At 37.6% G+C, this 19,088-nt stretch carries 17 protein-coding genes and 4 pseudogenes; 10 read left to right on the top strand and 11 right to left on the bottom strand.

What is annotated here, in order from left to right; translation table 11 throughout:
- Positions 1-92 precede the first annotated feature (92 nt).
- Positions 93-821 (bottom strand): annotated as a pseudogene (locus CALSC_RS20965) (phycocyanobilin:ferredoxin oxidoreductase); the annotation flags it as partial.
- 382 nt (positions 822-1,203) lie between these two features.
- Positions 1,204-1,878 (bottom strand): ABC transporter ATP-binding protein, encoded by a 675-nt coding sequence (locus tag CALSC_RS20960; protein ID WP_088243207.1) that lies wholly within the window; start codon positions 1,876-1,878, stop codon positions 1,204-1,206.
- Positions 1,879-2,223: 345 nt separating this feature from the next.
- Here CALSC_RS20960 and CALSC_RS20955 point away from each other — a divergent pair, with 345 nt between their 5' ends.
- The 5 genes from CALSC_RS20955 to CALSC_RS20935 all read left to right on the top strand — a co-directional run bounded on the left by CALSC_RS20955 (position 2,224) and on the right by CALSC_RS20935 (position 5,606).
- Positions 2,224-3,156, top strand: coding sequence for a Sll0314/Alr1548 family TPR repeat-containing protein (locus CALSC_RS20955; protein ID WP_339386940.1), 933 nt, complete (start codon positions 2,224-2,226; stop codon positions 3,154-3,156).
- A gap of 182 nt (positions 3,157-3,338) precedes the next feature.
- Entirely contained in the window at positions 3,339-3,791 is a 453-nt protein-coding gene (locus CALSC_RS20950; protein WP_088243205.1) for a DUF3531 family protein, read from the top strand.
- A gap of 8 nt (positions 3,792-3,799) precedes the next feature.
- Positions 3,800-4,228 (top strand): NUDIX hydrolase, encoded by a 429-nt coding sequence (locus CALSC_RS20945; protein WP_088243204.1) that lies wholly within the window; start codon positions 3,800-3,802, stop codon positions 4,226-4,228.
- A gap of 724 nt (positions 4,229-4,952) precedes the next feature.
- Entirely contained in the window at positions 4,953-5,312 is a 360-nt protein-coding gene (locus tag CALSC_RS20940; protein WP_088243203.1) for a Mo-dependent nitrogenase C-terminal domain-containing protein, read from the top strand.
- 21 nt (positions 5,313-5,333) lie between these two features.
- The gene (locus tag CALSC_RS20935; protein WP_088243202.1) at positions 5,334-5,606 is read left to right on the top strand and encodes a cupin domain-containing protein; all 273 of its coding nucleotides are present in this window, start codon (positions 5,334-5,336) and stop codon (positions 5,604-5,606) included.
- Positions 5,607-5,811: 205 nt separating this feature from the next.
- Here CALSC_RS20935 and CALSC_RS20930 read toward each other — a convergent pair.
- From CALSC_RS20930 to CALSC_RS20895, 8 genes and pseudogenes are all read right to left on the bottom strand, one after another.
- Positions 5,812-6,606, bottom strand: a pseudogene (locus CALSC_RS20930) (formylglycine-generating enzyme family protein); the annotation flags it as partial.
- Positions 6,607-6,628: 22 nt separating this feature from the next.
- Positions 6,629-8,236, bottom strand: coding sequence for a formylglycine-generating enzyme family protein (locus CALSC_RS20925; protein WP_088243200.1), 1,608 nt, complete (start codon positions 8,234-8,236; stop codon positions 6,629-6,631).
- 9 nt (positions 8,237-8,245) lie between these two features.
- Positions 8,246-9,313 (bottom strand): VWA containing CoxE family protein, encoded by a 1,068-nt coding sequence (locus CALSC_RS20920; RefSeq protein ID WP_088243199.1) that lies wholly within the window; start codon positions 9,311-9,313, stop codon positions 8,246-8,248.
- A gap of 63 nt (positions 9,314-9,376) precedes the next feature.
- Positions 9,377-10,360, bottom strand: a complete 984-nt coding sequence (locus CALSC_RS20915) for an AAA family ATPase (protein ID WP_088243198.1) — start codon at positions 10,358-10,360, stop codon at positions 9,377-9,379.
- A gap of 18 nt (positions 10,361-10,378) precedes the next feature.
- On the bottom strand, positions 10,379-11,458 hold the full coding sequence (locus tag CALSC_RS20910) for a hypothetical protein (protein WP_088243197.1): 1,080 nt from the start codon (positions 11,456-11,458) through the stop codon (positions 10,379-10,381).
- A 39-nt stretch (positions 11,459-11,497) separates the two neighbouring features.
- Complete coding sequence (locus CALSC_RS20905; protein ID WP_088243196.1) at positions 11,498-12,856, bottom strand: CHAT domain-containing protein; 1,359 nt, start codon at positions 12,854-12,856, stop codon at positions 11,498-11,500.
- Between the two features lie 67 nt (positions 12,857-12,923).
- Positions 12,924-13,853, bottom strand: coding sequence for a hypothetical protein (locus CALSC_RS20900; RefSeq protein WP_088243195.1), 930 nt, complete (start codon positions 13,851-13,853; stop codon positions 12,924-12,926).
- Between the two features lie 60 nt (positions 13,854-13,913).
- Positions 13,914-14,051 (bottom strand): hypothetical protein, encoded by a 138-nt coding sequence (locus tag CALSC_RS20895; protein WP_235006876.1) that lies wholly within the window; start codon positions 14,049-14,051, stop codon positions 13,914-13,916.
- 232 nt (positions 14,052-14,283) lie between these two features.
- Here CALSC_RS20895 and CALSC_RS20885 point away from each other — a divergent pair.
- The 3 genes and pseudogenes from CALSC_RS20885 to CALSC_RS20875 all read left to right on the top strand — a co-directional run.
- Positions 14,284-15,333: pseudogene (locus CALSC_RS20885) on the top strand (AAA family ATPase); the annotation flags it as partial.
- Between the two features lie 190 nt (positions 15,334-15,523).
- Positions 15,524-16,849: a DUF58 domain-containing protein gene (locus CALSC_RS20880; protein WP_088243192.1), complete on the top strand. Its 1,326-nt coding sequence runs from the start codon at positions 15,524-15,526 to the stop codon at positions 16,847-16,849.
- 332 nt (positions 16,850-17,181) lie between these two features.
- Positions 17,182-17,514, top strand: coding sequence for a hypothetical protein (locus tag CALSC_RS20875; protein ID WP_088243191.1), 333 nt, complete (start codon positions 17,182-17,184; stop codon positions 17,512-17,514).
- A 123-nt stretch (positions 17,515-17,637) separates the two neighbouring features.
- On the opposite strand, the gene CALSC_RS20870 is transcribed toward CALSC_RS20875, so the two are convergent.
- On the bottom strand, positions 17,638-18,141 hold the full coding sequence (locus CALSC_RS20870) for a 2TM domain-containing protein (protein ID WP_088243190.1): 504 nt from the start codon (positions 18,139-18,141) through the stop codon (positions 17,638-17,640).
- A 191-nt stretch (positions 18,142-18,332) separates the two neighbouring features.
- Here CALSC_RS20870 and CALSC_RS20865 point away from each other — a divergent pair.
- Both CALSC_RS20865 and CALSC_RS20860 read left to right on the top strand, forming a co-directional pair.
- A pseudogene (locus tag CALSC_RS20865) lies at positions 18,333-18,759 on the top strand (XisH family protein).
- Positions 18,747-19,082 carry a XisI protein gene (locus CALSC_RS20860; protein WP_088243189.1) on the top strand — a complete coding sequence of 112 codons (336 nt, stop codon included), beginning with the start codon at positions 18,747-18,749 and terminating at the stop codon, positions 19,080-19,082. Before CALSC_RS20865 ends, CALSC_RS20860 begins: the two are co-directional and overlap by 13 nt.
- Positions 19,083-19,088: the final 6 nt, after the last annotated feature.

Here is a 19,088-nt window from a genome sequence, read left to right as displayed (position 1 = left end):
ACAAGCCTCCAAATTTATTTGTGTCAGCTCCCCTTTTCTCCCCTGCTCCCTGCTCCCTGCTCCCTGCTCTCCTCTTCCTCGACTTTTTCTGTGGGTAAATCAAATAGAACAGTATTCATGTAGTGCTCTGCCCAGTCCGTACCAAAAGCTTTTTCTAGTACACGGCGAGTTTTATCATTTTTTTGTTGTTTAGTACAGTAATTGAGCTGTCCTGCAAGAATCTGCTTCATTTGCTCTGGAGATACAGGGTCAGAAGCGATCGCTAAACTACAATGAATTTCTAAAAATTCCTGCACCCGCTGCAAAAATAAGGTTTCTTCTTCTGGGGTACTAGGACGGATAAAAGTACAATACTCCGAAAAAATATCACCCCAATCAGGTAATTTACGGGGTTGGGAAAATTCCAAGGGTTTGAGAGCAGATAGGGCATTAATATAAGATACAGGTAAATATCCAGTATTAACCGGAGAGAGATCGACAATCGCTGCACTCATTTGACCCCTACCACCCACTAAATCACAGCCAAACATGGGTAAGTCATATTCCGGACGGGGAAACATGACACAATGCAAAATATCCAGTACAGGTCCTACTTTCGCCAATTCCAAGTGAATTTTGCGAAATTGGGGTGTTTGGTAGCAGCGATTTTCAATGGTGAGTTTCTCCCCCTCTAACTTTCCTTCAACGTATCCTAATTCCGCAGGTAAATCATATGGCGATAAGTCAAGATACTTATGCCAAACTGCTTCAATACAATCAGCCAGTTGACGAATTAGAGGATTTTGTTGTTCACGCAAGGAGAGGTTAGAAGTAGTTGACATAATCATCATGGAATGGAAAAACTTCTCTTGTTGTCAGTCTACAGTTACCTCGGTCTTACTGGATGATGCCTGCAATATATTTACATTCCTAGGGACTTCCAAATAAAAAATCATCACTCGGGATGCAGGGAGCAGGGAGTAGGGAGCAGGGATTAGGGAGTAGGGAGTAGGGAGTAGGGAATAGGGGAGTAGGGAGTAGGGAGTAGGGAATAGGGGAGTAGGGAGTAGGGAGTAGGGAGTAGGGAGTAGGGGAGTAGGGAGTAGGGAGTAGGGAGTAGGGAGTAGGGGAGTAAAGAAAGTAGCTCGAGTTGATGAAATTGGAGATTTATTTTTTGGTGTTCTCCTAGAAAGAGTGGAGAAATTTAAACTATCAACAGATATTTCATGCTAGTGTCAGGGGTTGTTGAATTTTTTGATTTAGGGTCATGGGGTCTACGGATTCGAGTTCCCCTTGTTTGATTGTCCAACATTTGTCTGCGATCGCTAACATATCTCCTGCATCATGGGTGACAACTAACAAGGTCCAATCTTTTTTGAGTTTTGCTAATAAGCTTACCAATTGCTGACGAATTGACCAATCTAACCCTGCTGTCGGCTCATCTAACAGTAATACATGGGGCTGACGGATTAATTGTACTGCTAAAGCTAAACGCCGTTGCTGACCCCCACTTAAATCATGGGGTGGTGTACTCAAAGACAAATGATCCAACCCAACCTCACTTAAAGCTTGTCTCACCCGTTCTGTCCCTAACTCCGGATGTCCTAAACGTAATTCCTCTAAAATGGTTGCGCCACAAAAATGCCGTTCAGGAAACTGAAACACTAATCCAGCTAATTGTTGTAATTGCTCCGGTACTAACTGTTGCTCTCGCCAGAAAATCGAACCTGATGTCGGTTGCGCTAGCCCAGATAAAATTTCTAATAAAGTACTTTTTCCTGAACCACTTGGTCCAATAATCAGACCTAACTGCTGGGTGGTTAATTCTAGGTTAATGGATTTGAGAATCGGTGTGGGACAAGCTGTAGGGTGATAAATTAAGTCTTTAAGATAAAGCATTCGTTAAGATTACCTAAAATATAAAAAGTCAGCAACTCACTAATTAAGTAAACACAAGCGCGATCGCAAAAATCCGAAAGTATTTCAGTTTCTACATAAGGTAACATTGCCAGGTGATCACCACTACCATTAATTTTTAATTCAGCAAGATGCTTTTTTTATTGTGACAAAATTACTTGTGAAATAATAGATACCCAGAAAATGGAACTTAGAACAATTACCACAGTCAAGTTTTTTGTAGGTGTTGAACAATAATAGTTGTGATTCTAGTATGTTTTTCCTGCATTATAAGTAATATACACAACGACTCCAACAGTATTCTTTCTGAAGGGACTAATGATTAAAATAATTAAAAGTTTTTCATTACTTCAACCACTAGTGTCTTTGAGATTAGCGAATACCCTCAATGTTACTTGTTTGGTAGCAATTTTGCTCAATGTTTGGATAAGTCCATCCCTGGCAGCAGATCCATTCCGAACTCAGCAGACACGTCAAATAGGGAACACTACAGAAGAAGCTTTTAAAGCAATTTTTCAACAGGGTAATTATCCCACAGCTGAACGTTACTTAAAACAAGCAATATCTCAGGATGTAGGTGAGCCTTTAGCTTATGCAATGAAGGCTTCTTTAGCATACACAAGTGAAAATTGGACTGCATTAGATACTTATAGCCGCAAAACCCTGGAAACAGCCAAAAAATTAGTAGCCAAAGATCCCTTACGGGGAAATTTATATGTAGCTGTTGGTCATTTCCTAGAAGGCGCATTAAATTTAAAGCGTGAAGGAACGATTAAAGGTACACCCCAAGCATTAGTTAAATTACGTCAAGTCTATGATCATCTAGATAAAGCAGAAGCAATTGCCAAGGATGATCCAGAACTGAATTTATTCAAGGGATACATGGATCTCATGTTAGCTGTAAATTTGCCTTTTGCTAGTCCCGAGCAAGCAATTCAACGGTTGGAAAAAAATGCTGCTCCCCAGTATCTGGTAGATAGGGGTATTGCCCTGGCTTATCGGGATATGAAAAAGTATGATCAAGCCCTCAAGTATGCTAACCGAGCATTAGAGAAAACTGCTGATAACCCAGAACTATATTATCTCAAAGCTCAAATCCTGCGGGCACGGGCAAATAGAAGTAAAAATCAAGAATTAATGCAAGAAGCGATCGCTCATTTTGATAAAGCCTTAGCCAAGAAATCCCAACTACCTGCTGGTATGGTGAAACAAATCAAACGCGAACACCGCAAAGCTAAAAAGAGCCTAAATCAGCAGTGAAGCACAGAAGGAGTGTATTCTTAATTTTTGAATTGGGAAGGAACGGAAATGACCGAGAAGTAAAAGAATACAAGCCCCCGCTCCCTGCTCCCTGCTCCCTGCTCCCCCGCCTCTTCCTGACCCATCTTTCTTAAAATTAAGATATTGTGTTCTAGTAAACTAAATTTAAATGAATAAAGGGAATGGAAATACATTTCCGGGAAGTTAACCAATTCGATTTGTGGATTTGGTTCAAATTCACTACTGTTCCTTCCCAACAAGAAAAGCAATATGTAGAAGAATTATTCGACTCCTGGTTTTATTTGGGCAAATTAGGGGCGTTTAATGCCGAAAATCTCCAAATACAGGAAACTGGACTAGAAATCAGCTACATGAATTACGATTCCCAAGGATATGACAATAGTTTACTAGCACTCATGCATAATATGGGTGACTTTGAATACGAAAGGGAATGGGGGCGTTGTTGGTTTGATCTGGGAACTTCTGATGCGATCGCTCTTGATATTTTAATCAATGCCCTGCAACAGCTATCTTCAGAATATGTCGCTCTGGAAGAAATTTATATTGGTGGCGAAAATCCAGATTGGCCCGTTGAGGAAACTAATGGTCATCGTTCGTTTAGTTACGATAATTAGTAGTAATAATGCATAAATCAGATCGAATCCGCCTCATTTCTTTAGGATTAATTCGGGATGGCGAACGTATTTTTCTCTCCCAAGGTTACGACCCGATCAAAAAAACCGATTTTTACCGCGCTCTGGGTGGTGGCGTGGAATTTGGCGAAACCAGCCTGATCGCTCTACAAAGAGAGTTTCAAGAAGAAATTCAAGCGGAGTTAACTAATATCCAGCATTTAGGATGTTTGGAAAATATATTTACCTTTAATGGTCAACCTGGTCACGAAATTATTCAACTTTATCAATGCGATTTTGTCGATCCTAAGTTTTATCAACTAGAAAAACTGGTCTTTAAAGAAGGTAAACGAGAAAAAGTTGCATTATGGGTCGATATCAACCATTTCCAGTCTGGAAAACTGAGACTCGTACCAGAACAATTTTTTGATTACTTATGACAATATCTTTTATTTAGATGTCAATCTATTGATAATTTTAACTATAAAAATATGAATTGGGAACAGGATGGGTTGACATTATCCTTATTTTATGGATCTTCGGTTCCCAAATTTTTCTATTTGTAAATAAATGTAACTGAATTAACATTTTGTCTAGCTGTGAATGGTCTAAGAGCAGCTGTAATCTGAATGTGCAACTAGTAAAACCTATACAGAATAAGGGATAAGCCAGCCTGAAGCAGATAAATTCGACTGTGTCTTCAAGCTGATTTTAGCTATCTGTTATTGTCCTAGAAAGCCCATATCTGAGGACTTTCACTGTCAATAATCAGATTTTATGTACATTAGTCTTTATATTTTTTTTCGTTTTTGTATTTGATTGGACATTTTGCCTGGATAGAGTGGGCTTTAATAAAAATTATTGATGACATAGTTTAAGGCAATAGAGAGTAAATCATTTTGATTCAGTTCAGTGTTTACTCCCCAGTATCAAATCTCAGTTGTGACATCAATATAAACCTAATCTAGATTGAGAACTGGAGTTTTCCTGGTAGGGGCACGGCATCAGTAAGATTATTCAATATTTCCACATATTATGTTTGCCCTGCCCTTTCACCCATAGAACATTTGTTGTAGGCAAAAACTATGGGTTTCAAGATAGACGCGGTTTAAATTGGCAAAGCAAAAAAGTAAATTGACAATCAATACAAAGGTAAAATAATAGATGATTAGCACACAATATCAAAAAATTAGTTTTTCTCCTGTTTTAAATCCTGCACAACAAGAAGAACAAGTAAATAAAAAACAGCAGTTTAAACTACCTACCATTGACATTTTGGCTCCTCTACAACAATGGTTGGATTCCCTGGAAATTCAGAATCGGAAATCAGCTAAAGTAATTGCCAAGTTGATTCCTGCTCAGTGTCCTTTTGAGCGTAATATTGTGGTATTTGGTCATAAAATTGCTCAGATTCCCCCTATGTGCAAACTCAATCCTCTATATGAGCAATTGGTTGGCTTGCGTTTTCGGGCGTTGTGTTATTTAGTAGATCAGTGTGGAGAGGATATTCAATCCTACTGTTAAACTTGAGCAACTAAAAAGCATATGGAAATCAAAATTGAGCGTCAACCCAGTCAAGAACGCCTCAATCAGCTGGAAGTAAGTAAATGGGGTATTTGGCAAAAGGAAGTCTCCATATTCCCTTGGACTTACGACGCTCAAGAAACTTGTTATTTCCTGGAAGGAGATGTGATTGTGACTCCAGAAGGGGGACAGCCAGTACAAATGGGTAAAGGAGATTTAGTCACTTTTCCTGCTGGAATGTCTTGTACCTGGGAAATTAGTAGGGACGTGAAAAAACATTATTGTTTTGAGTGAATCTAAACCTCGTCTGACTTCTAAGCAGGGAGTAGGGAGTAGGGAGTAGGGAGCAGGGGGAAGGAAAAATTATACTACTCTTCTCAATATACAAGTTCTGATGGTCAAAATCATTACTTGTGGGTCAGGCAGGGATGCCTGACCATTGCACAGCCAGGATGGCTGTGCCACAACCACTCAAAATTAATGTGCTGGAATACTACGCCTACACAAGAGTCCTGGACGAGCCACCAACCACACACACAACCCGCAGCCCGAAAGCGAGGTGATCGTAGTCCGGAGAGTTGAAGAGGCGGTAGGCGGAGCGGCAGGTCTCTGGATTGTTGAGCCACGAACCACCCCGCAGCACTCGAGAACGATTCTTATCTTTATTTTCAGGTTCTACCCATGCACTGCCGTTTGTGGGCGCATTTTCATAGTTACCATGCCAATGGTCAACACACCATTCCCAAACGTTCCCATGCATGTCATACAGCCCAAAAGCATTAGCTACCTCAAAACTACCCACAGGTGTTGTTTCTCCACGGTAAATCCCTTTGGATCCATCACCGTAAGTGTATTCAGCCTTATAGTTTGCTAGTTCAGATATAATTGTCTCCCCAAAGTGAAATGGAGTGGTAGTTCCCGCACGACAAGCATATTCCCATTCTGCTTCACTGGGAAGGCGATATTGTTTACCTGTATATTGAGATAGGCGATCGCAAAACTCAACTGCATCGTACCAAGAAACTCTTTCTACAGGTAAGTTATCTCCTTTGAAGTGAGAAGGATTTTTACCCATAATTGCCTCATACTGCCCTTGAGTGACAGGATATTTGCCCATCCAGAAAGATGTAACTGCTACTGGGTGTTGGGGACGTTCACCTTCATTGCGACCTTCCTCATCTTCTGGTGCGCCCATTGGAAAATTACCACTAGAAATCAACACCATCTCTAGTTCAACCCCATTCCCCAAGTTTTCAATAAAATATTGCGCTGTCCTTTGTTCGTATTGAATGACTGTTTTTGTTTTTAGCATTGGATTATTCCCATTTCTGATTGGTGAACTTAAGAGTCGTGGGCGAGCCACCAATCACACACACAACCCGCAGCCCGAAATAGCTGAAGCGGAGGGTTGAGTAGTTATTGCTGCGATAGGCACTGCGACAGTAGGAAGGATCGCTGGCCCATGAACCACCCCGCAGCACATGAGAACGATTCTCATTCTTATCTTTGTTTAACCATGCACTGCCGTTGGTGGGCACATTTTCATAGTTACCATGCCAATGGTCAACACACCATTCCCAAACGTTCCCATGCATGTCATACAGCCCAAAGACATTAGCTACCTCAAAACTACCCACAGGTGTTGTTTCTTTACTATATTTTCCTTTGGAACCAGCATCATAAGTTTGTTTAGCCTTATAGTTTACCAATTCAGATATAATTGTCTCACCAAAGTGAAATGGCGTAGTAGTTCCCCCACGACAAGCATATTCCCATTCTGCTTCACTGGGAAGGCGATATTGTCTACCTGTATATTGGGATAAGTAATCGCAAAACTCAACTGCATCGTACCAGGAAACTTGTTCTACAGGTCTTTTTTTATCTCCTTTGAAGCGAGAAGGATTTTTACCCATAATTGTCTCATACTGTGCTTGAGTGACAGGATATTTGCCCATAAAGAAGGATGGAACTGTTACTTGGTGTTGTGGTCTTTCACTGTTTCGACTTTTTAATTCACTTTTCGGCGCACCCATCCAGAATGTCCCTGTGGGAATTTTCATCAGTTCGAGTTCAATTCCTTCTCCTAGTATCTCAATAATGCCCTCTGCTTGGCTTTGTTGACGGTTAATCACCCATTTATTTCTACCTTTACCTTTGCCTGACTGACGTTCTAAGGTGGCTATAGTAAACTCAAAGGTGTGGGTTTCTGTGATTTTGATGGTTGCTACTTTAAAGGTTGTAAAAGAATTAACTAAACTTTTTGGTACAGTTAACTCATCACCAGCCACCACATGAGAGCTTGTCATTGCTTCTAAACTAACTTGTTCGCGGTTTCTAAGTGCATCATTAACAAGTTGAGCATAATCTAAAAAATCCTGAAATTGCCCTGATGAAGCTATTTGTTGTTTAAAGTCTTTACTAATTTTGAGTAAACGAGCTATTTCTGCTTGATCTACACATTCACAAATAGCTCTTGCTATTTCTCTCACAGTTTGCTCTGTATCTAAATATAACATTGCGCCCCATTCCTGAGTTTTTAACTCTTTCCGGCTCAGAAAAGGATTTTTTTTAGCTAAATGTTTAACATAGTTCAATAATAAACGAGCAATATCCTTAATTCTTTTCTCACCAAATCTTTTATCTTGTTCTAATTTATGTAATAAATAAGTTCTCACAGCTTCATCCATTACATAAAGTTCATAACCCACTGGACGACACAAATCAGACAGCAATAAATCAGCTTCAGCAATCCAAGGTACTCCTTCACTTTTGAGAAACTGGACTCTGAGATAATTGACTAATTCTGGAGTTAATACTAAAGGTAAAGCAGCATGACAAGCTAACAAATGATAAGAAGATTCAAAGCGACTGACAAATCGCTCAACTTTATTCTGGGCTATGATTTTATCTGTTATTTGATTCATGTATTTTTTTTACCTTTGCAGTGTTGAAATTGACTGTACTAAACCCTCCTGATTCATGGGAAACATCGGTACTAAATGAGTGATAATTTTAGCTGTGGTACTATTCCACCTTGGTTTAGGAACAGGATTGAGCCATGCAATTAAATTAGTATGTTGTTGAATTTCCCAAATTACTTCAGTTGTAGCTGAAACTCTTTCTCTGTGACGGTATCCTCTGGCTGCACCTGCATCACTAACGATTAATACTCTAGTTTCACTATCACATTTACTTAAAACCGTTTCTAAAGAAATTTTATCGGTTAAAAAACGGTCTAGATAAATGTATTCTGCTGGAAGATTATGAAAATAAGCAACATCTACTTTTTCTATAGAACTTTCATATTGGGCAGTTTCGACTAAATCTTGACTAAAATGATGAAAAGGAGTCATCGAGCCTTCTTGATCGACTAAAATCAGTAAATGAGCATGATTTTTTTCTCGGCGACGATAGACAGGTTGTAAGAAAAATCCTTGTTTAGTGACTTCTTCTACAGTCATCTTGATATCTAAAACATCCTTGATTCCGTCAGCAATAGGACGACGTAAATAACGCCAACTATAAACCATAAAACGGCGAGAAATGGGGTAATGAGTATTAAATTCATCATCATCCTCATATTCCTGTATTGGTTGGGGAGTGCTAATGGGTAATGGTGATAAATCCTGAGTCGCTGGTTTGGTTGTTACTGTTGAAGGGGTTTCTATTGAGGTGTTGGAAGAAACAACTTGTGATGAATCTGAGTCAAATTGGTCTTGATTTGTAGGTTTTCTGGTGTCTCTAGGTTGATTTGTGGTTTGTTTCTCAGTTTCTTCAGATTCAATGACAATGGTATCAAAGATCAAATCCAGATGATCTTGTTGTTCTAAAGAGTTACACCATAACAAGCGTAGGAGTTTTTTAAAGTCTTCTTTATTTTGAGTTCCCCAACTTTTTTTAATTGCGTCTAAAGCAGAAAAATATTCCCTGATACTCAAATTAAAACCGTCTTCACGCAAACGGTAAAAAAGAGTTATTAAATAAGGCTCAGGTTTAAACATTAGTGATTGGAAATCTGCTCTGCAATAAGAATATCAAATTAACTAATTTTTACAATAGCAATCTTACGGACTTGGTTGAGAGAAAGATGTATTTTTTTGCCAATCTTGACGAATTTTAAAAATCAACTCTCGAGAAGGAATTAACTCCCCTGCTTTTAACTTATTAACAGGATAAGGAGGTTGGGGATTTTGTTTCGACTGACAACAGTAAAGTGCATCTAGCCAGTCTAAAAATTCACTCGTACCGGGAATTTTAAACAATCCTTTATCATCTCGAATTTTAATAAAGAGTTCAGCTGTTTTTTTGACTAATTCACTATGGGGAGGATTGATATTTTCTTTAACATCTTGCTTATGTTGATAATGGATGTCAACAATTTTTTGAAGTGCATCAGGATTATTAGGAAACTTGACATAATAATAAATACAACGACGTAAAAAAGGAGCAGGTAAATTACCTTTTTCCTTATTACTGGTAATAATGACGATTGGTTGACAGTCTGATTTAGCAGTAATAGTCTCTCCTGTTTCCCTAATTTTAAACTCCCAAGGTTCATCTAAAACTGTTAGTAAATCGTTGGGAAAATCGATATCTGCTTTATCTATTTCATCAATTAATACTACCGCACGTTCATCTGACCTAAAAGCTTTACCAATTGCTCCAAAAGTTAGATAATCTTCAGGAATATCAGGGTTTTTAGTATTACCTTTATATTGATTATTATTTTCTAATTTTGCTTTTTGAGTTTGAACATCATGAAGTCTGAGGATAGCATCATATTCATATAAACCCTCTTGAGCTTTAGTTGTTGAGCGAATATCCCAACGATAAAAGGGTAATCCTAATTCATAAGCAACTGCGAGTGCTAATCTAGTTTTTCCACAACCTGCTTCTCCTTCTAATAATAGTGGACGACGCAAGAAAATAGCTAAATTAACGGCATCGATTAATTCATCAGGTGCAATATAAGGTTCAATCTTTTTGGGTGAATCAGGATGAGGGATAGAAGGTCGTTTTTTGGGTTTGTTTTCAAATTTATAAGTCATGATTGAATCTATAATTGATTAACAAGAAGTAGGTGTATTAATTAAAGTTTGCCATTCTTGTTGTAATTTAAGACAGACAGCATTAGGGAATCCTTGGGTTGTGTTATAAATTTTCTGAGCTATTTTATTTGTTTCTAGTTTTTTCAAACTAGGATTACCATAATTAACCAGCCAATTTTCAATATCATCTTTTGTCCAATTATCTAAAGGAATTTTAATTAATTTATTTCTGTCAAAGCAATTATGATCGTCATCAAAATAGAAAGATAATTTATCTGTTGATAATATGGGATTCAGTAAAATGTCAGAAATGATTACAGCTACAACTTTAATTCCTCTATAATCCTTAGTTGCCGTATCAACTTTTGTTTTTAAAGGTTGCCAAAAACAATTAATAAACCAAGGTATTAACGGCTCAATTTCACTGGCATCACTAATATCACAATTAATTTCTATAAACAAAACCGAATTATTTTGTAAAGAATTACCTATTTTTTGAATAAGTAATTCAATAGTAACTTCTTCTTGTTTCACTTCAAAAAATTTACCTATTCCTTGCATTACTGCTTCTAAATTTCCTGAAGTATATTTCACATGACAGTAACGAAAATGTTGCCTGTAAAAATTAGAAGTATTTGGAGCTATTTCATCTCTTAGTCTTTGTAAACATAAATTTCCACTCTTAATTAAATGTTCTTCCATGAAAAATAATGCAACATCTCCATCTTTATTAAATTTAGACTGTATTTTGTTAAAAGTATCTAAAGCTTTTTTGAAATCTATATAATGTAAGGATTCATCAATACTTAATTCTTGCTGATTCTTGGGATTATCTAAGTGATTATTTAAGCTTAACTCAGGTGAGGAGGATTTAAGATTATTGATTTTATCTTCAATATTGTCAAGCTTATCGTATAGTTCATCAATTTCTTGTGAATAGTTATCTATTTGTAGATTAAGCTGACTTCTTCTAGCTCCATTAGTTTCTGCTTTAATATCTTGAGTACATTTATTACTAAGTTTGTCGAGTTCTGCTATTTGAGATTCAATTCGTTCTCGACGATTTTCTAAAGTTTGTAATTTTCCACTAGATGACATTTTCGGATCTGAATCTAATCATTTATATAACTAGTAAATTTAAATTTCTTTAATTTTATCTTCAATATTATCAAGCTTATCGTATAGTTCATCAATTTCTTGTGAATAGTTATCTATTTGCCGATTAAGCCGACTTCTTCTAGCTCCATCATATTCTGCTTTAATGTATTGAGTATATATATTACTAAGCTTTTCGAGTTCTACTATTTGAGACTTGATTTGCTCTTTTCGGTTTTGTAAAGATTTTAATCTAGGATTATTTGGAATAGCTGGATTTTGTTCTATTTCTGTAATGCATAAATAGCCATCAGAAGCATTCATATAAATCACCGGAATAGCAAAATCTCGTTGATTAAACCCATTTTCAATAACAATTCTGGATCTAGCTCTTTGGACTGCAATATCAACAGAATTACCTTTGATTATTTGTGAATAAAATTCTTTCACAAAAGTACTGGCTATTTGGTTAGAAACTTTATATTGCATAGCTATTACTACAGGAATTCCTTGCAGCATTAAACGAGAAGCTACACTACTAAAAGCATTAGTTTCAGATTGTTTTCCAGTTTCACAAGCTTGTAAAATGACAATTTTTGGAGTATGACCATTAAATAATTGACTGAACATTTTAGCGTCTTTCCAATCCGCTTTTCCTGAATCATTGACAAAAGCAATTTGTCCTATATCTTCTCCATTTTCTTCAATTAATTGACCATGACCAATAAAATGAAAAATATCTGGCTCATCTTCCTCTAATCTTTCTAAAATATTATAAGAATTCAGAGAATCCATAACGGGTAGAAATTTGACTTGATTATATTGACTATCTAAACTTCTTAAATACTGCTGTACTTCCTGATATTCTACATTACTTAATCGAGGTTCAGCCGTAGGTTTAGAGACAACTAAAGCAATCTTTAGCTGTTCACCCTCATTAACTTTAATGGATAGCTTTGCTTCTTCTTCTAATTGATATCGACAACGAAAAAAGCTTAATTTTCGGTTAGTTGCAAAATGAATATCCCTTTGATTATATTTCTGGGGTAAACAGATTAACTCCCAAGGATAAGCTACCACTTCAGGCATCGCTATTTCATTAATTTCTAAAATAACTTGCAATGTCTGTTTTTGCTTCTTGGTAACTTCTGTATAAAAATATAAAAAATCTTCTCTTAATTGACTATCAAATAAAGCCTCAAATAAAGCTTCTCCTACTTTATGAATTTGTTCATCTTTTAAGTTAGCAGTATTTCTGATAGTTTCTTGAATATTACTGGTTATTTTATCAAGACTTAATTTCCCAGTTAACTGTTCTATTTGTGTTGACTGAGTAGTCAATTTTTTTATTTTAACAGTATTCTCATTAGGGACAATAATATGGTAAGAATATTGACTCATCTTTATAAAATTTAAATATAAAATTGACAAATTTCAAAAACTCAATAAAAACAAATGAGTCAATACTCTATGATTTAGGTAAGATAATTTGTTGTTCATTAACCCATTCTTCTTTTCTCCCAACAGCAAAGCTTTTAGCTGCTTTCTCTTTACTCCCAAACAAACTTTTTAAATAACCAGGTAAAGCTTGTGTTACGTGAGATACTTCACCGCACAACCAATCAATACTCGGTTCAATCCAGACATTACCAATTAAATCAATAGACTCTAATCCTTTAGGAACTTTGAAAATAATGTCAAATTTTACTGTGGATTTATCCTGGATTTCTGGCTCTTCAATTCGCCAATAGCACCGAGAATTATCTTCCCCTTGAGCAAAAATATTAAAATGACCACATTGATAATTTAAGCCATCTAAGACAATAAATGCTTTGAATTTATCCTTAGTCCCTACACTAGCTTTAAACTTATCATAATCAGGAAGATTAGCAATTTTAGTTAATTCAGAAGCATCAACCTCAATACCAACATCTAAATTGGCATCTAATCCCATATTCAGGCTTACTCCCGCATTAAGTAGCGTTTGCCATTTACTGTCTGGGATAATGCGATGTACTATTGGTTGCTGATTACCTTTTGAACCAAAATCAAGCTGACATTCTAACTTGGAAATTAAAACACTAGATTGCGGTTTTAGATCAACACTAACAACCATAGAATAAAAATCATATTGATTCATTAATTGCTTAATTTCGTAGCTTAATTCCACTCCCTTTGCTTTAAAACCTTCTAAGGTAAGAGGAATTAATCTACTACGAGGATCTCCAAATGTGACTGTAGTTTCCTTCAATCTTTGAATTGCAGTTGCTCCTCTTGTTAAATCTTGAGTATCTCCACCTGCTAATTCACTTTCTTTGCTTTTTACTTCTTCAAATAAGTCATTCAGTAAATCTTCTGCATTATCAAAGTTAGGGAGATTAAATTCATTATTAGTCATTATTTTGATTGTTAAATAATATTTAGCTTAGTTTCTACTTCGGTGAGTCTTTGTTCCAACTCAACCATCCTCTGATGTAACGAGATGTCTTCCTGACAGCCGAGATACTGTCCTTGACGTACCAGCTCGCTCAACATAGCCGTTGAGTTCTTCCAGGAGAGATGGGGGAATTCTGATGGCGATTTGAGGTTTACCCATACTGTTATACTGAGAATTACAAGCTACATTTTCAATTCTGTTTAATCTAAGTAATACTTAGATGTATTGTAGTATGAGGATAGACCCTTGTGTGATGGTATTCATGAAGAGTACCACAAAGTTTTTTGTGTTAGTGGCTACACCTTAAGACTTTTTGTTTTACAATTTTGGCGCGAACAGAATACATCTATCCAGGTAATGCATGAGTGACATTAACCCGATATTAAATCGACTTAGTAAAGCAATTAACCAAGTCATAGTTGGACAATCTCATATCATCCATCAGTTGTTAATCGCCTTACTTGCAGGGGGACACATTATTTTAGAAGGTGTACCCGGTACAGGTAAAACTTTATTAGTAAAAGTACTGGCACAATCTATTCAGGCTGAGTTTAGTCGGATACAACTAACACCAGATGTTTTACCAGCAGATATTACTGGTACGAACATTTTTGATTTGAATAAGTAGGTTGGCGTAAAAAATTATCGTTTGGATAAGGCAGGGGGCAGGGAGCAGGGAGCAGGGGGAACAAGGGTTTTAGGCTTATTTACTATTCTTCACATAGTTTGGTTTTATTGTGCCGACTTACTTACCCGTCAATTCAGCCTCAAAAAGGGACCATTATTTACTGAAGTACTGCTAGCAGATGAAATTAACCGCACTCCCCCCAAAACCCAAGCAGCCCTCTTAGAGGCGATGGAAGAAATGCAGGTGACACTGGATGGAGAAAGCTTACCTTTACCAGATTTATTCTGGGTAATTGCTACCCAAAACCCCTTAGAGTTTGAGGGAACTTATCCCTTACCAGAAGCACAGTTAGATCGATTTCTTTTCAAATTGGTGGTGGATTATCCCGATGAAGCCGCAGAAAAACAAATGTTACTCAACCGTCAAGCAGGCTTTGCTGCAAGGCGTTTAGATATTGCTCGCTTGCAAACTGTAACTGCTGTAGAGGAAATTTTACAAGCAAGACAAGCAGTCCAACAAATAAAAGTTTCTGAAGCAATTATTGACTATATCCTGGCTTTAGTGAAAACATCCCGCCAACATCCAGATTTAGCCTTGGGTGCTTCTCCTCGTGCTGCTGGTGCTTGGTTCGTTACATCCCAAGCCTCGGCATATTTAGCAGGTAGAGATTTTGTGACACCCGATGATGTGAAGACAGTTGCACCCCCATTATTACGCCATCGACTCATACTCAAACCAGAGGCAATGTTAGATGGTTTACAAATAGAGGCGGTAATTGCATCGATACTGAATAAAGTTCCGGTTCCTCGGTAAAAATAATAATAAACCCCGTCCATGTTGAAACCTGGAGTTGATGATTATTTGGATGTGTCATTGCGACGTAAGGAAGCAATCCCAAATTCATGTTAGTAAACTACGGTTCTCAAGGTAGATGAGGTTTACCTGATTTTTTCCTATTAGTTTATGTATTCATAATGAGTCCTAATAAATATTAAAATTGATTATGATCCCAGCAATACGAGTTTATTTTTTATTGATATTGGGAATTGCGATCGCTCCGGTTACAGCTATTTTCTTTGATATTTCCACCAGTATCAACTTAACTCTGGTTTTTGATGGCATAGTACTCATATTAATGGTGGTAGATGGTCTGTTGGTGAGGCGCAATCGAGTTGAGATAACTAGGGAATTGCTACCGCGATTATCCATTGGTAGGGATAACTTGGTTGTGTTGCGAGTAAAATCGGCTAATACCAATGCCATTATCCAAATCAGTGACTATTATCCCAGTAGTTTTAATGTGTCTACACCAGTATTATCAGCTACAGTACCCAGTAATAGCACTCAAGAATTAGATTATACAGTCCACCCAACCAAACGGGGAGAGTTTCCTTGGGGAGATATTCAAGTAAGACAATTGGGTAGTTGGGGGTTAGCCTGGGACGATCGCCAGATTCCCCAGAGTTTGAAAGTTTGGGTGTATCCAGATTTAGTGGGATTGCGATCGCTGTCTATCCGTTTGACATTACAATCATCTGGTGCCATGCGTCAATTTCGCCGCCAATTGGGTATTGGAACAGAGTTTGCGGAACTACGTAACTACCGAATCGGTGATGATTTACGATTTGTAGATTGGAAAGCTACTGCTCGTCGAGTCAGTGCTACTAATACCCTCCCACTAGTTAGGGTGCTAGAGCCAGAACAAGAGCAAACCTTATTAATTTTGCTGGATCGAGGCAGATTAATGACAGCCAGGGTACATGGCTTACAGAGATTTGACTGGGGACTGAATGCTGCTTTATCCTTGGCAATGACAGGCATGAGAAGGGGCGATCACGTCGGTTTGGGTATATTTGATCGGCAAATGCACGCTTGGCTCCCCCCAGATAAGGGAGAACACCATTTAACAAGCCTTATAGATCGCTTGACACCTATTCAACCAGTGCTATTGGAATCTGACTATTTAGGGGCGGTAACTCATGTTGTCCAACAGCAAACCCGGCGAGCCTTAGTAGTAATTATTACCGATATAGTTGATGCAACGGCTTCTGCGTCACTATTAGCAGCACTTTCCAGACTTACACCCCGTTACTTACCCTTCTGCGTCACCTTACGGGATCCTTTAGTGGATCAGATAGCACATACTTTTACCGCAGATATCACAGAAGCCTATAGCCGTGCAGTAGCCTTAGATTTACTAGCACAAAGACAAGTGGCTTTTGCCCAGTTAAAGCAAAAGGGTGTATTAGTAATAGATGCACCAGCCAATCAAATTTCTGACGGATTAGTAGATAAATATTTGCAACTCAAGGCGAGAAATTTACTTTAACAAAATTACCGCCTTGGAGTGAATACATCCAAGGCGGAATTTCATAGTTGAATTTCAGTATATATATTTCCTTATATGCCCCTATTATAACAAGATAAAACTGGGGCTGGCAGGGTTTTTACGTACTCTTAACAGTCGGTTTACCGTAAATAAATAAGTCCAATAGTGGCGATCAGGTGATCCCAAATAGCATTAATGATTGGTACATATTTTTAATTCTTTAATTTGTTAATTTATAATTCTGTTTTTAAAGTAATATGATGATTAATGTTTAATTGTTTAATAATACGATAAAAAAACTAATAAGATTTGGCAAATTACTGAAACTATAAATGCTCGAATTCAACGCCTTAGCTGAATTTTCCCGTTCCAACTGTATTGCTATTTGTGCCTTTCTGGTACCAGCAAATTTAATTACGACATTGGTGACGATGATTTTAGTAGTGCTGCGTCGCCCATTTCATCAAATATGTCAAGCAGCCCGGATTGCTTGTATTTTTGCATTTGTGATGGTGTTGCACGTATATAGCTGGTTTGCAGTTGGGGTGGTGATGGCTCCCACATTCATTTTGTTATCCCTAGCAATGACTTGCTTGCTGATTAATACCGGAGCAGTCGTCTATCACAGATTGTACCGATTACACAGATTGCACAGATACGTGTAAAGGAAGCAGGGGAGCAGGGAGCAAGGGGGAAAGGGGAGCTGAGACAAATAAATTTGGGGGCTTGTATCCTTTGCTTTTTCAGTCACAGATTACACAGAACCGTGTCATCCGGAAATCCATGATCTAGGTTGAAGTTGCTTTCAGGAATTTATCTACTAAGTTGTTGAATGAACTTTTAATTTGACGGTTGCGATTCCATTTCTGAAAAGCCATTTCATAGTCTTCTCCTTGGGTTTGTAGGCTGTTCCAAGCATCTAAACCGACCCCAATACCCCAAATTATGAGAACATAGAGGGACCAAGAAAGTCCGCCACCACCAATCAAATCTAGCACTAGCAGTAAGGTATTGACGATCGCATATTTACCCAACCGCTTTTTAAAGCTTCCCACACGATGTGAGTTAAATTCCTGGCGTTTTTGCATTTCTCCCCGTTGATCTACCCATTCCCTTTCTGCTATTTGTAGAGAATCTAGAGGAATATTTAACTCAGTGGCAATTTCTAACAGCTGTTGATAAGAAAACTCTTTATCTGTATCATTAGCTTGGCGAGCGATCGCTAATTGGAGAATTTGCTGCACATCTTCTTGGCTATAGGAACGGATGCCATCATTAGCAAAATTAGTCATGGTTTTATTTCAATAGGAGCTTGAAAATAGATTGCTAGGAGTTAAGGGGAAAGAAGGGTATCAAATATATTTTACATTTTTATTCTAGTGTCTCCCTCAATCAAGAGGAGTAGGGGAAACTGCACAATGCAAAAACCATGATCAGGACAATATAATAAAATTAACTACAATCTGGATGAAAAGCATCCACAATGGCTAAAGACGTTTTCCATCAACAGGTTAAAAATGCTTTAATAAAAGAAGGATGGAAGATCACTCATGATCCTCTCACATCCTCTCACAATACGCATTAGCTCAGCAGTGAAATTACAAATTGATTTGGCTGCTGAAAGTGCCATCGCCGCAGAACGAGATTCAGAAAAAATTGCTGTAGAAATTAAAAGCTTTATTGGAGACTCAGATATCAGCGCATTTCATACTGCACTGGGGCAATATCTCAACTATAATCAAGCACTTGAAGAACAAGAACCAGACCGAATTGTTTACTTAGCCATTCCCACTGAAACCTATCAGGATTTTTTTCAGCTTGATTTCATCCAACGCGCTCTTAGACGTTACCAAGTCAAATTGATGATTTACGATCCTAAATTGGAGGAGATTAAGCAATGGATCGAATAGAACAATATCGGCAATTTGTCAAGCAAATTTTGACAGAACACGCTCAAATAGCAACTACCACGGATACAGTGAAGGCAGAGCTAATATTTGATAGGGAACATGACCATTATCAACTGGCTTATGTTGGTTGGCAAGGAGATAAGCGGGTATTTGGTCCTGTGATGCACTTTGATATTCAAGATGGCAAAATTTGGATTCAATATAATGGGACTGAAGACTCTATAGCCGAAAGGTTGGTGGAGATAGGTGTGCCAACTTCAGATATAGTTCTGGGTTTTCATTCCTCTTTTAAACGCCAATTTACCCCTTATGCGGTTAGTTAAAGATAC

The organism is Calothrix rhizosoleniae SC01, from assembly GCF_900185595.1.
Classification (GTDB): domain Bacteria; phylum Cyanobacteriota; class Cyanobacteriia; order Cyanobacteriales; family Nostocaceae; genus Calothrix_A; species Calothrix_A rhizosoleniae.
Note: the sequence above shows the minus strand (reverse complement) of the source record. Positions and strands in the feature narration are given on the sequence as shown.